This window comes from Sorangium sp. So ce185, assembly GCF_051526825.1.
GTDB classification, from domain to species: Bacteria; Myxococcota_A; Polyangia; order Polyangiales; family Polyangiaceae; genus Sorangium; species Sorangium cellulosum_D.
In genome coordinates, this window is record NZ_CP150316.1 from 5259539 (window position 1) to 5272365 (window position 12827).

Annotated in this window: 7 protein-coding genes; 2 read left to right on the forward strand and 5 right to left on the reverse strand. The window is 70.1% G+C overall.

Annotation, left to right across the window (positions count from 1 at the left end):
- Positions 1-13: 13 nt before the first annotated feature.
- Positions 14-886: a hypothetical protein gene (locus WMF26_RS19335; protein WP_438001519.1), complete on the reverse strand. Its 873-nt coding sequence runs from the start codon at positions 884-886 to the stop codon at positions 14-16.
- Positions 887-1480: 594 nt separating this feature from the next.
- Between WMF26_RS19335 and WMF26_RS19340 the strand changes: the two genes are divergently transcribed.
- The gene (locus WMF26_RS19340) at positions 1481-2242 is read left to right on the forward strand and encodes an AAA family ATPase (RefSeq protein ID WP_438001520.1); all 762 of its coding nucleotides are present in this window, start codon (positions 1481-1483) and stop codon (positions 2240-2242) included.
- Here the strand turns inward: WMF26_RS19340 and WMF26_RS19345 are convergent.
- Positions 2239-3375 carry an FAD-dependent oxidoreductase gene (locus WMF26_RS19345; protein WP_438001521.1) on the reverse strand — a complete coding sequence of 379 codons (1137 nt, stop codon included), beginning with the start codon at positions 3373-3375 and terminating at the stop codon, positions 2239-2241. The two genes, WMF26_RS19340 and WMF26_RS19345, sit on opposite strands and share 4 nt — an antisense overlap.
- 83 nt (positions 3376-3458) lie before the next feature.
- Between WMF26_RS19345 and WMF26_RS19350 the strand changes: the two genes are divergently transcribed.
- Positions 3459-4154, forward strand: a complete 696-nt coding sequence (locus tag WMF26_RS19350; RefSeq protein ID WP_438002422.1) for a TetR/AcrR family transcriptional regulator — start codon at positions 3459-3461, stop codon at positions 4152-4154.
- Between the two features lie 368 nt (positions 4155-4522).
- On the opposite strand, the gene WMF26_RS19355 is transcribed toward WMF26_RS19350, so the two are convergent.
- The 3 genes from WMF26_RS19355 to WMF26_RS19365 all read right to left on the reverse strand — a co-directional run bounded on the left by WMF26_RS19355 (position 4523) and on the right by WMF26_RS19365 (position 12322).
- Entirely contained in the window at positions 4523-4951 is a 429-nt protein-coding gene (locus tag WMF26_RS19355) for a hypothetical protein (RefSeq protein WP_438001522.1), read from the reverse strand.
- A gap of 371 nt (positions 4952-5322) precedes the next feature.
- Positions 5323-6165 carry an SDR family NAD(P)-dependent oxidoreductase gene (locus WMF26_RS19360; RefSeq protein ID WP_438001523.1) on the reverse strand — a complete coding sequence of 281 codons (843 nt, stop codon included), beginning with the start codon at positions 6163-6165 and terminating at the stop codon, positions 5323-5325.
- A 199-nt stretch (positions 6166-6364) separates the two neighbouring features.
- Entirely contained in the window at positions 6365-12322 is a 5958-nt protein-coding gene (locus WMF26_RS19365) for an AAA family ATPase (RefSeq protein ID WP_438001524.1), read from the reverse strand.
- Positions 12323-12827: the final 505 nt, after the last annotated feature.

The window sequence follows — 12827 nt, forward strand, 5'->3', positions numbered from 1 at the left end:
ATGGCCCCGGCGCTCACGTGGGCGGGTCGCACCAGTCCGGCTTGTAGTCCTTCAGCTTCGTCATCGTGCACGGCTTGCCGTAGCATTCGTAGAGACCTTGCCCCGACGGGCCTACCTCCTTGCACTGGGGGCTCTTTTCCAGGATCCCGCCGAAGGTGAGGCCGCAGTCGTCCGGCACGTCACAGACCCGCTGCCTCAGCGCGTCCTTGGCGTCGACCCCGCACCCATGAACGAACCTGCTCGTCGGGTAGACAGTGACGAAGACGTCGACGAGCGCGCTGGGGTTGGGGGGACCGCCGGGGGTGGGGGGAGTGCCGGAGATGGGGCGGGTGTGCGCGCACCAGACTGCCTCGCCATGAATGAACTCGGGGTAAGTGATCCCGTCGTTGGCGCCGCCCACGTTCGGCCCCGTGATCAGGATCTCCACCCCATCGGTCATGTCGTTGACGAACGCGACCACGCACTCCAGCACGTTCTCGATCGTGGCCTCCTCAAGCCCCTCCGCCTCCCATTTCGACGCGCCGAGCACCATTCCCTCGAGCACCGTCTCCTTGAACTCCACCCCCCCGAGGGTGCACTCCTTGACGTGCTTGAAGATCTCCAGACCGCCCGGGTCCGCGAGGATCCCGGAGTCGACGATCGCCTGGCTGTACTCGCCGGTCTCCTGGTCCAGCATCGGCTTCGACAGGATCGTGGCGACAGTACCTTTCCAATAGTGCCACGCGGCCTTCGGGACGCCGTTCTCGCCGGGCATGCCCGGGCTGTCGATCATCGCCTCGAGCCCGGGCGCGTCCACCGCGACCTCAGCCTCGAGCGACGGCGCGCAGGCCGCCGAGAGGAGCCCAACCCACATCACCATTCCTAGCTTACAGCTGGAGCGTTTCATCGCGATCTCCTCAACCAAGAGAGTTTCGAGCTTCGTTCCGGCGCGCGTGCCGGTCAAGGAGGCAAGCGGCGGTGCTCGTCGTCCGTCGCGTCCGAGGACATGAGCATGCGTCGTGCCACGGCCGCGAGCGCCGCGCGATCCGCGGATTTCGTCGCCCTCTCCCGTCGCGGTGGAACGGCGGCGTGACAGTGGACCGCCGCGCGGACAGCCGCTGTCACGCGGCGATGACAGGAGCCCATCGGAGCTGCTGGCGCGAGCGGCCGGCGGCGTGCGCGCTGGCCGGGCGGGGCCGATCGGTGGGGGCGCGCGGGGGGACTCGACCAGCGCGCGGCCGACGCGAGCAGGGCGCGAGCGACGCGAGCAGGGCGCCTCCCGCCGGCGTGCGCGGGGCGCGCGGGACGTGATCGCGCCGGCTCGCGCCGGCTATAGTCGGCGCATGCGCGCGTTCCCTTCTGCATGCGGCGGGCTGGGTTCCCGCTCGTCCTTGCCCGCCGACCCCGGCCGCTCGTCCCGCGAGGGGATGGGCACGGCGTTGGGCCTCGTGGCGGCCCGGAGCGCGCGCGGGCGGGCGCGCGGCGCCGCCTCGGCGGCGTCATGAAGCGCGCACACCTCCCGGGGGGCTTCATCCGCTCCGTCCAGCTCCTGCGCGAGCGGGTCGAGGATTTCTCGAGGTATCCGTTCAGCATCCCCGCCGTGCGCGCCCTCGAGGAGCTCGCGCTCGACCCCAAGGTGACCTTCCTCGTCGGCGAGAACGGCTCCGGCAAGTCGACCCTCATCGAGGCGCTCGCGCTGCTCGCCGGCTTCAACGCCGAGGGGGGCTCGAAGGGCTTCAACTTCGCGACCCGGCGCTCCGAGTCCGAGCTCCACGCCGCCATGCGGCTCGTCCGCGGGGCGCGGCGGGAGAAGAACGGCTTCTTCCTGCGCGCCGAGAGCTTCTTCAACGTCGCCACGCAGGTGGACGAGCTGGGCGCGACCCAGTTCTACGGCGGCACGTCGCTGCACGAGCAGTCGCACGGCGAGTCGTTCCTGGCGCTCGTGAAGCACCGGTTCAAGCCCGAGAGCCTCTTCTTCCTCGACGAGCCGGAGGCGGCGCTGTCGCCGGCCAGGCAGCTGACGCTGCTCGCGCACATGCACGAGCTCGTCGAGCGGGGGCGGTCGCAGTTCATCATCGCCACGCACTCGCCGATCGTGCTCGCGTATCCCGGGGCGACGATCTACCGGCTGTCCGAGGACGGCATCGCGGAGGTCGCGTACGAGGAGACGGAGCACTTCGCGCTCACGCGCGATTTCCTGCTGCACCGGGAGCGGTTCTTCCGGGAGCTCTTCAGGGGCGGTGATGACCAGGATACATCTTAGCCGCTCGATCGCGCTTCCCCGCCCGACAGAAATGCGATGAGGCCGTGCGGGGCGGTCTCGCCGAAGCAAAGCTCGAAGGTGGCCGCGGCCTCGGGAGCGGCCTTCGCTCCACGAACGAACATCTCTCCTTCGTATTCGGCGAGCGCGGCTTCGAGGTCATTCGGGTGCGCGGCGATGGCCTCGCCGAGCTCCGCGCCGTCGTACATCGCGAGGTTTGCGCCTTCCCCGTCCGGCGGGCTCAGGTGCGCGGCGTCGCCGAGGAGCGTCACGCCGGGCACGCGATCCCAGCGATGCTCGGCGGGGAGCTTGTGGATCATGCGCGGGACCGGATCGGTCTCGCCGTCGGTGATGAGCGCGGTCAGGGCCGGGGTCCAGCCGTCGAGCTCCGCGGCGACGCGCGCCCGCGCCGCCTTCGGGTCGGTGAAGTCGATGCTCTCGATCCACGCCTTTGGCTTCGTGAGCGCGACGTAGGTGTGGAGGACGCCGTTCGTCTCGCGGTGCGTGATGATGCCTTTGCCGGGCGTGAGCGCGTAGAGCGCGCCCCCGCCGACGAGCTTGGCGCTGGCGGAATGCCGCGCGTCGGCGTCGAGCAGGTACGTCTCGATGTAGGCGGTGCCGACGTATTCGGGCTTCGCGTCGGAGAGGAGCAGCCGAACCTTCGACCACGCGCCGTCGGCGCCGACGACGAGGCCGGTGGTCACGGTCGACCCGTCGGCGAAGGTGAGCTCGTGCCTTCCGTCGCCGAGCGCGCGCACGCCCATGAGCTTGCGGCCCCATCGCACGGCGTCAGGCGGGAGTGAGTCGAGGAGGATGCGCCGGAGGTCGCCGCGGAGCACCTCGGGGCGAACGCCGGTGCCGTCGTCCGGCTGGTCGAGGAGGACCGTGCCCTGCGGATCGACCATGCGCATCGCCTCACCGCCCACGTGGACGATGCGGCGGAACTCGTCGAAGAGGCCGGCGGCCTTGAGCGCGAGCTGGCCGTTGTAGTCGTGGATGTCGAGCATCCCGCCTTGGGTACGCGCCTCGGCGGAGGCGTCCGCCTCGTACACGGTCGCCCGGATCCCGTGGACGTGGAGGACGCGCGCGAGGGTGAGCCCGCCCAGTCCTGCGCCGATGATGGTGATGGAAGTCATGGTGATCCCTCTCGGTATTCATTGTGGAACATCGTTCCACGAATTTACTTGGAGCGCCGCTCCAGGACTGTCAAGATGGAGCCGTGGCGAAGAAGGCGACGCGAGGGCCGGAACGCGAGAAACGCCGCGAGGATGCGCTCTCGCGCGAGCGGATCGTCGAAGCGGCGATCGCGCTGCTGGACGCGGACGGTGAGGATGGGCTGACGTTCCGCGCGCTCGCGACGCGCCTGGCAACGGGCCCGGGCGCGATCTACTGGCACGTCACGAACAAGAGCGAGCTCCTCGTCGCCGCGACCGACGCCGTGGTCGCGCGCACGATGGGCGAGGTGCGCGGCTCGACCGAGCCGCGCGAAGCGATCCATCGCATCGCGCTCGGCGTGTTCGACGCGATCGAGGCGCACCCGTGGGTAGGTGCGCAGCTCTCACGCGCCCCGTGGGAGACGGCGATGCTGCGGATCTACGAGCGCCTCGGCCGCCAGGTCGAGGCGCTGGGCGTCCGCGGGAGCGCCCAGTTCTCCGCGGCGTCGACGCTGCTCGGCTACGTCATCGGCGTGAGCATCCAGAACGCCACGGCGATCCAGTTCGCGCGCCGCGAGCTCGCGCCGTCGACGAACCGCGCCGACTTCCTCGAGGGGGCAGCGGCGCGCTGGCGCGAGCTCGACGCCCGTGAGTACCCGTTCACGCGAAGCGTCGCCGCCTATCTCCCCGGCCACGATGACCGCAAAGAGTTCCTCGTCGGGATCGACCTGATCCTCGCCGGAATCGCGAGCTCGGCATAAGCGTGTTGTGTTTTTTTTGGAACGTCAGGTTTTTGGGTATCGCGCTGGTAAAATTGGTATGCGTGGCGTAATGCGTGGATGGCATGAAGCCTCCCCGTTCTGAAGCTCTTCTCGTCGTCCCGCCGATAGTTAGGATCGCTTATGGTTAGGATCACTAACGATTCATTGCGAGGACAGAGGGGCGCCGCCGCCGCGCTCCGGGCGCTTGCTCCCACGTATGCCCAACTTCGGTCGGCCCGCGAGCGAGCATCGCATGATCGGTGGCGGCGCCGAGCCGCCGGCTCCTTCGCCCAGATGGACAGCGCCTCCTCGAGCCGGGGTGTTCGGCACACCTCGCGTCATTCAGGGCGGCTACAGGCGACAGGATGCTACGTCATCCCGACCGGCGTACGCTCCCGAATCGCGTCCTGCAACGCGCGCTCGAACAGGGCGCGGGACGGGTGGACCGTGAGCTTGCGGATGGCCGTGTTCGCGACCTGAACCCCGAAGACGACGACCTTCGACCCGAGCAGGAAGTGCCCTCCCTCGATCGCATCGAGAACGGACATCGTCGCCTCGGTCAGCCGCGTGCGCGAGGCGAGATCGTAGTCGGTCATCGCCTCCCAGTCGTTGAAGACCAGGACGCGGCCGTCCGCGGCGACCCGGCGCAACATCACCTCCTCGATCGCCTGAGCGCCCTCTTCGACGAGCACCCCGGTGACGCACGTGACCAGCAACGCCGGCGCAGGACACCAGATGTTTACCGTGCCCTTGTTGCACCAGTGGCTCTGAAGCGGCTGTGTGGGGAGCGCGAGCATATCCGGTGCGCGTAGACTGGGACGCGCGCGCCCGTTCGTCGAGGGGCGAATCGCAGGTTTTCTACATCGGACCCGAGCGCCAGAGCAACAGGCGGAGCGTTCCGAGTCCGTGAGGCTGTAATCGCCTCGGCCGTCAGCAGAGATGAAACATCGTTTTTACATGAGCGCTAAAAGCTCATCCAGTCCGCTCTTCTTTTTACAATCGCAGCCGCGATCGGAGACGATCATGGGTCCGTCGATCGCGCGGGACGGGAACGGGGACGGCCCCACGCCGCTGCGGCGGCGCCAGGGCAGCGCGACGCCGTGGGGTGTGCGTGGGCCTGATCTGCATCCGCCCACACAGGGCTCCTGCTCCGGAGGAGCCCTACGCGTCAGGGCTTCGCCGCGCCCGCCATGTAGGCCGCGAACGCTTCCGCGAAGTCGGGGTGCCAGCGCGACAGCGCGGGTCGGTTCCGGATGAGGTCGTCGGCCGCCCACTGGACGCGGCGCTCATCCATCTCGCGCGTGACCGCGTTGTCCGGGCAGAGGATGTAAAAATCGCCCCGGCCCATGCTGGCGATCATCATGTCCACCACCTGCTCGGCGGTCCACGCCTCGGCGGGCTTCTCCGGGCCGCGCGCGGTCATGCCGGTGAACGTGTACCCCGGGATGAGCAGGTGGGCCGTGATCTTGCTGCCGGCGACGTTGCGCAGCTCGTGAGCGAGCTGCTCGGTGACCACCTTCACGCCGGCCTTGGAGGCGTTGTAAGCGGCGTCGCCCGGCGGGGTGGTGATGCCCTGCTTCGAGCCCGTGTTGACGATGGCGCACGGGGTGCCCTGCGCGAGCATCGCCTCGGTGAACGCGTGCACGCCGTGGATCACGCCCCAGAGGTTGACCTCGATGAGGCGGCGCCAGCGCTCGATGTCTCTCCACGGCTTGGCGCCGTCGCCGACGCCGGCGTTGTTCATCAGGACCGCCACCTCGCCGAACGCGTCGTAGGCGACCTGCTTCAGGCGCTGCACGTCCTCCAGCCTGGCGACGTCGGTCGGGGCCGCTCGCACGTCGGCCTCGCCGCCGGCCGCGACCGCGGCGACGCACGCGAACGCCTCGCGCAGCGCCGGCCCGTCCAGGTCGGCGAGACAGACCTTCAGGCCCATGCGCGCGAAGCGCTCGGCGGCGGCGAGGCCGATGCCGCTGGCAGCGCCGGTCACCACGGCCACGCGGCCAGGTGTCAATGCGGGATGGTTGCTCACTGGGGATCTCCGTCGGGCGTTGGGGTCGCGCCAGCCGCGGCGCGACGGTCGCGGCGAGTGTAGAGGGCGCCGGCGCGTCGAGCCAGCGCCTCTGGCCGGCGCACCGCGATGCGCCGCGATGCGCTCAAACCATGGCCCGCCGCCGCGAGTCAGGACGCGACCCGCTGCTCACGGGTGAGCGCTACCCGCCAGAGCGGGAGGCGACCGCGCTCTTCGGCAGGAGGAGGACCAGCATGAACGGCCGGTGGCCATCGCGCTCTTCCCCGGTGAAGCGCACCAGCGCGTCCCCGCCGCGCGCCCGGAGGCGCTCGCGCACGATGTCGAGCCCGACGCCTCGACCGGCGACTCGACCGATCGTCTCTGCGGTCGAGACGCCGGAGAGGAAGATCTGGTCGGCCAGGGCTTCATCCGGCAGAGGAGGATCGCCCCCCCGCCGGCGCAGCTTCTCGAGCGGAAGCCCGCGGCCGTCGTCGGAGATCTGCAGCTCGAGCGCGCTCGGTCCGCTCCGCGCGCGAACATGGATGCGGCCCTGCGCCGGTTTGCCGGCGAGCGCTCGCGCGTCGGGCGTCTCGATGCCGTGATAGAGGGAGTTGCGAAAGCACTGCACCAGGATGTCCTTCACGAGCCCCGTCCAGTCGCCGGCCAGCTGCGCCTCGGCGTGCTCCGTCAGCACCGCGGGCGGGGGCCTGCCGAGCTCGGCGGCCAAGCTCGGCAACATCTCGCGCGTCTCGTCGACGACGCGCGCTACCGACGTCGGGTCGAGCCGCGCGAGGGCGCGACGCAGCTTGCGCGCCAGCTCCTGCGCGTCGGTGGAATCTGCCGTCGCGACCAGGCCCCGGATGTCTTGAAGGACACTCTCGCTCCGCTCGTCCGGCCTCTTGAGCGCGGTCGTCAGCTTCTCCTGGCAAACCGACTCGTACTCGGCGACCGCTCGCTCGACGGCGTCCAGGCGCTCCAGCAGCGCGTGCCTCTCGATCGGCTGCCCTGGCGCTCGGCGCAGCGCCTGATAGGCGCTCTCCGCGGAGTGCAGGCAGTCCACCAGGTGCGTGAAGCCGTGCAGGCGAGCGTTGCCCTTCAGCGTGTGGAGGTTGCGCAAGGCGGCGTCGCAGCGCCGCTCGGACAGCTCGCCGTCCGGCCCGAGCGCCGCGCGATTCTCGGCCAGCAGCGCGCGGCAGTCGGCGCAGAACGCGCGCGTGGCGTCGACCCCGCGATCGAGCGCCTGCACGATGATGTCGACCTCGCGCTCCTTGTTGCGCGCCGTCTGCTTCAGGCTGCGCAGCAAGGTCACGTCGCGAACCGTGACCAGCATGCGCTCCACGCGATCTGACTCCGACGCGATGAAGCTCCAGGAGATCTCGAGGAACTGGGGCTTGCCGCCGGGGCCCGTGCGCTCCACCTCGCGGATCAGGTGGTCGACGTTCAGCGCCGCCAGCCACTGTTCTTGATCGAAGGCGCAGCACAGCGCCGCCTCCGCCGCGCTCCGCGCGTCCGGGCGCACGCTCGATCCGTCGAACAACAGCGCGAGGCAGTCTCGACCGACCAGATCGGTATCGCCGAGGATCTCCGTCAATCGTCGAGAGTATCCCGGCTCGACGCGCCGGCTCCGGTCGATGGTGAAGACGCCATCGTCCAGGTTGTCGAGCATCGACGCGATCTGGCGGTTCTTGAGCGCCAGCTCCTCGGTGCGCTGCGCCACGCGTCGCTCCAGCTCCTCGTAGAGCTGCGCGTTGTAGATCGAGATCGCCGCCTGGCTGGCGATCACCTGCAGCGCGGCCAGGCGCTCGCGCGTGAAGACATACGGGCTGACGTTGTTCTCCACGTACAGCGCGCCCAGGACGTCTCCCTTGCGCATGATGGGAGCACACAGCACCGAGCGTACCCCCCGCCTTCGAATCTGCGGGTCCTCCAGGAAGGCGCCGGCCTTCGACGCGTCGTCCAGCGTGACGGCCTCTCCCGTGTGCAGCACGTAGCTGACGACGCTCGGGCACAGGAACTCGGCTTCCGAGTACGCAACGCGCCGCGGGAGGCTCGCGATCGGGCGCTCCACGTGGGCGCGCGCCTCCACGTAATACGTGCGATCGGCGTCGTCTCGCAGGACGAGGCAGCCGTGCTCTGCCCCGGCGTTCTCGATCAACGTGGCCATCAGCGCGGCGAACAGCCGCTCGGGCTCGACCTCGACGAAGATGCTCTGCGTCGCCTTGAGCAGGGACGCGCCGTCGAAGCCCAGGCCGGCCGCCGCCGCGCCGCGCGGCGTCGCGATCTCTCCCAGGACGGCATCCGCGAGCAAAGCGGGGTGCTCGCGCGCGAGCGACTCGAGCTTCGCCGTCGCGCCCCAGTCGTTGTAGAGCCTGTAAGCCGCCTCCAGGCACGTCCTCGCGTGGAGGGGCTCGTCCAGCGACAGCCACATCTCTGCCTGGTGCTCGTGGACGAGCGCCCGCAGGTGGATGAACCCGTCTCCGGCCGTCCGGATCGCGTCGCGGTGGCGGGCGAGCACGACGTGCAGCGGCTGCCCCGTCAGGCGCGCGTGCTCGGCGGCGAGGAAATGATATTTGTGGGCGAAGTTCTCCGCGCACAGGCGGGACCAGACCTCGAGCTGCTTCAGGTTCTCCTCGACGACCGCGAGCTGCGCCTCCCGCGTCTCCGGGCCTCCTTCGCGGCACGCCCGCGCCGCCAGCAGCCCTTCGAAGAGCCTGTAATCGGGGAGCGAGAACTGCCCCGCCGAGATGATCAAGAACTCCCGGGTGAACTCCATCCACTGCCGCGCCGACGCGAAGTCGCCCAGGATGAAGCTCGTCATCATCTGGGCTTGCCCGTAGGCGTAGCAGTACTGGGTGCTCTTCTCGGCGGTCAACACGGCGGTCGCTTCGCGGTCGGCCGCGGCGACGGCCTCCCTCTCCGACTCGCGCGCCGAAAGCCGAGCGACGGCTCGCTCGACGACCAGCGCGCTGACCAGCTGGCCCGCCGCCGAGATGTGCGTCAAATACCGCCGCAGCTCCGCGACCTGCTCGCGGCACGCCCGCAGCCGCGCGCCGACCAGGAACGAGCGCTGGGAGCGATCGTTCTTGGCGTAGGCGACGTGCTGCAGGTCGCCCAGCATGAGCCCGCTCTTCTCCCCCCGGTCGTAAACCGCGAACAGATCTCGGTACGTCTCCTTCCAGTGCGCGAGAAAGGCCGCGAACACGAAGCACACGCCCGATTCGACCGGGGTCGGCGAGAAGCGCTTCAAGAGCTCGAAGGCAGCCAGGCCCATGCGATAGGCAGCATCGTAGTCGCCCAGCACCGCGAGGAGGATGATGCCGCAGTCGGCGAAGTTCTTGCACGAGACCGCGTCGACGCCGCGGCTCAGCGCCAGGTCGAACATGATGAGCTCCGCCAGGAAGAACAGGGGCGGATACGTCTGAAACGCCGGAGGGATCACCTGCGCCAGCAACTCGAGGGCCAGGCGCGACTCGGGGTCCTCCGCCCTCGGGAGGGCCGGCAGGCCCTCGATCGTCACGCGCGAGAGGTGCGCTTGCAGCTTGCCGATACCCTCCCCGATGCCCTGGTTGATCTCGTCGGGCGCCTCCGGCAAGCGCACGCCGAGCTCGGCCAGCGCCGCGCGCACCTGGACAACGGCGTCCTGCATTCGCCCGCCGTGCTCGAGGATCCGGGTCTTCAAGACATGAACGCGGCCGCGCGCCAGGCGGTCGGGGGCGAGCCCGAGCGCCTCCTCGCAGAGCGCGTCGACGCGCGGATCCGCCAGGACGAAGGCCGTCTCGGCGCGCGCGAAGATCGCTCGAAAGGCCAGATCCCTAGGACGTTCGCCCTCGCAGCTGGCCAGGAGCTCGACGGCGATCTCGGCGTGGGTCCCCGCGATGCTCCACGCGCCGCTCTGGAGCGCCTGGTCGCTCGCGGTCAAGTTGAGCTCCACGAGGTCGAGGCGCTCTCCTCGGTCATGGATCGCGCCGCGAGCGGCGTTCAGGTGACGGAGCACCTCGAAGATCCGACCCGGCGCGCGATCGCCCCGCAGGCGTTCGCGCAGGACCCGCCCGATGGACGCGTCGAGCGCCACGCGCTCCGCGTCGCTGGCGCGCGAGAGCGCCGCCTGCCGCACGCGCGAGTGCTCGAAGGCGTACGAAGCGGGCTCGTGACCCCGGACAGGCTCCGGCCGCTCCGCTCGAGCTTCGGCCGAGACCTCGGACACGAGGCGATGGGCCAGCGCCTCCCGGACGAGCTCGAGGCAGGCCGCGACCGGCCTGTCCACGGCCTCGGACAGGGTTTGCAGATCGAAGCGCATCCCGAAGCACGCCGCGGCGGACAGGAGCCTCGCCGCGTCGGGGCCGAGGTTCTCGAGCCGCTCCGCCATCAGCGCGCCGACGTTGTCGCAGGCGGGGTGCGCCTCTGCGCGCCGCGCGTCGGCCGACCACCGGCCGCGCTCGACCTCCAGGCGCAGCGCGCCCTGTCGATGCAAGGAGACGAGCAGCTGGCCGATGAAGAACGGGTTGCCGTCGGTCTTGCGCTTCACGATCTCCGCGAGCCCACGGACCTCGGCGACGGGCGCGCGCATCGAGCGCGCCACGATCTCCGCCACCGCGTCGGACGACAGCGGCCCGAGCGGCAATGTCAGCACGACCTCCTTCGTCCGGCGCGACGCGTTCCGCAGGTTCAGGAGCGTCGGTACGTCGCCGACGTCGCCGCCGCGGAACGCGGCCAGCACCATCACGTGGCTCGAGTCCGGGTTCGTCAGGAGGGCAGACAGCAACTCGGCGGAGGCGGCGTCGAGCCACTGAGCGTCGTCGAGCACGAAGACGAGGGGGCGCTCCGCCGTGGCGAAGACACGGATGAAGGAGAGGAAGACGTGCTTGAGCCGGCGCTGCGCCTCGAGGGGATTCAACGCCACGACGGACGTGGCGGCGCCGGTGACGCAGGAGAGCGCCGGCACGAGCTCGGTCAGGAGACCTGCGTTGTGCCCCAGGGCCGCGGTCACGCGCTTCCGCAGCTCGGTCAGCTCGGCTTCGGAGAGCGACAGCAGGTCCCCCGCCAGGCCTCGCAGCACGTGCGCCAGACCCGACAGCGGCACGGCCTCGCCCCGCTCTTCGAACGCCGTCGACAAAAGGCGCGCCGGCGCTCCGCCGTGCCGCCTCAGGAACTCCGCGAGCACGGCGGACTTTCCGGCCCCCGGCGCCCCCGGCATGAGCACGAGCAGCCTCTTCCCGGAGCGCGCGCCGTCGAGGGCGCCTCCCAGCTCCGACAGCTCGGCGTCGCGCCCCTGGACGTCTCGACTGACCACGAATTCGGTGGAGACGTCGCTCGCCCCCAGGACGAGGGCAGGGAAGGCCCGCGTCCGCCGGAAGCTCTCGCACAGCGTGGTCAGGTCGCTCAGCAGCCCGTGGTCGCTCTGGTAGCGCTCGTCAGGATCCTTCGCGAGCAGCCTGGACACGAGCTGCGCGAGGACGGGCGGCACGTGGGGCGACAGCTCCGTGACGAGCGGCGCGCGCTTGGACGCGTGCGCGTGCGCCCAGCCGATGGCGTCGCTCGCCGCGAACGGCAGCTGGCCCGTCAGCATCTGGAAGAGCGTGACGCCGAGAGAATAATAGTCTGCACGGTGATCGGGGCGACGATTGAGGCGCCCCGTCCGCTCTGGCGCGACGTGGGCGAGCGAGGTCGCGAATTCGAAGGCGGCGCCGCCCGCCGCGCCCTCGGAGACCGCCAGGAGGTCAGCGAACTCGACACGCAGCGTCGCGAGGTTGACCAGGAAGCTGCCATGGCTCACGTCCTCGTGCAGCCACCCCTGCTCGTGCAAGCCATGCAGCGAGCGAGCCATGCCGAGCGCGAGCTCCAGGCACGTTCCGACGTCCAGCCCGTCCGCAGGGATCGCGAGCGGCGCGCCTCCGAAGTCCTCCACGATCAGCGACGGCTCGCCGTCCACCTCGCACACGTCGCCGTCGATCGCCAGCGCGCCGATTCGACGCCATTTCTGCAGCTCGAGCTCCAGGACCCGACGCGGCTGCGCGACCGCGCGCCGGAGCGAGTGCAGCAGCACGCTCGCGCCGGAGGTCGCGTGGCGCGCGCGCCGCCAGATGCTCCGCGGCAATACGGCCACGGTCTCCGTGACCTGATAAGCGTCCTGTCCGAGGTGCGCTTGGCTGTGTCGGTTCATTGAATCGGATTCCCGTTCGCTTTCGTCGGCCGGCGCTGGCTCTGTCGTGTGGGCGAGAGCGGCGCTCCTCCTGACGGCGTGAAGGAACCAGGGCGCTCCGCGACCCCCGGGCGAGGAGCCGCTCACGCCTCGCACCCCTACGCCGCCCCCGCTCTCCTCCTGGCACGCACGTGCCGACCCTGGCGCCTCCCGCAGGAACAGAAAATCGAAACGCCTCGGAAACGTCAAGCGTCAACTGCGGAATCCGCCCCGGCTGGCGGACATGCTTCGCTGTGATCTGGGCCCGCCCCCCGAGAAACGAAATGTATCAACGACTTAGCCGTGGCTCGAAGGACGCCGCGCAGGCGGCGCGCGGCCTGCGGGAGCTCGCCCAGAGCGGCCCGGCATCGGTCCCACCTGGGTCGAAATCGGGTCCAACCATCGATGCGCCCCGGGCGCCGCGCGCGCGGATCCGCGGTCCAAATTCACACCATCACTGGACGAACCGCATTCTCCGTCTATCCTC

Bases quoted from the DNA above. Each gene is read 5' to 3' on its own strand.
- WMF26_RS19365 (WP_438001524.1), bottom strand. From the start codon at position 12,322: ATGAACCGACACAGCCAAGCGCACCTCGGACAGGACGCTTATCAGGTC.
- WMF26_RS19335 (WP_438001519.1), bottom strand. From the start codon at position 886: ATGAAACGCTCCAGCTGTAAGCTAGGAATGGTGATGTGGGTTGGGCTC.
- WMF26_RS19355 (WP_438001522.1), bottom strand. From the start codon at position 4,951: ATGCTCGCGCTCCCCACACAGCCGCTTCAGAGCCACTGGTGCAACAAG.
- WMF26_RS19340 (WP_438001520.1), top strand. From the start codon at position 1,481: ATGAAGCGCGCACACCTCCCGGGGGGCTTCATCCGCTCCGTCCAGCTC.
- WMF26_RS19345 (WP_438001521.1), bottom strand. From the start codon at position 3,375: ATGACTTCCATCACCATCATCGGCGCAGGACTGGGCGGGCTCACCCTC.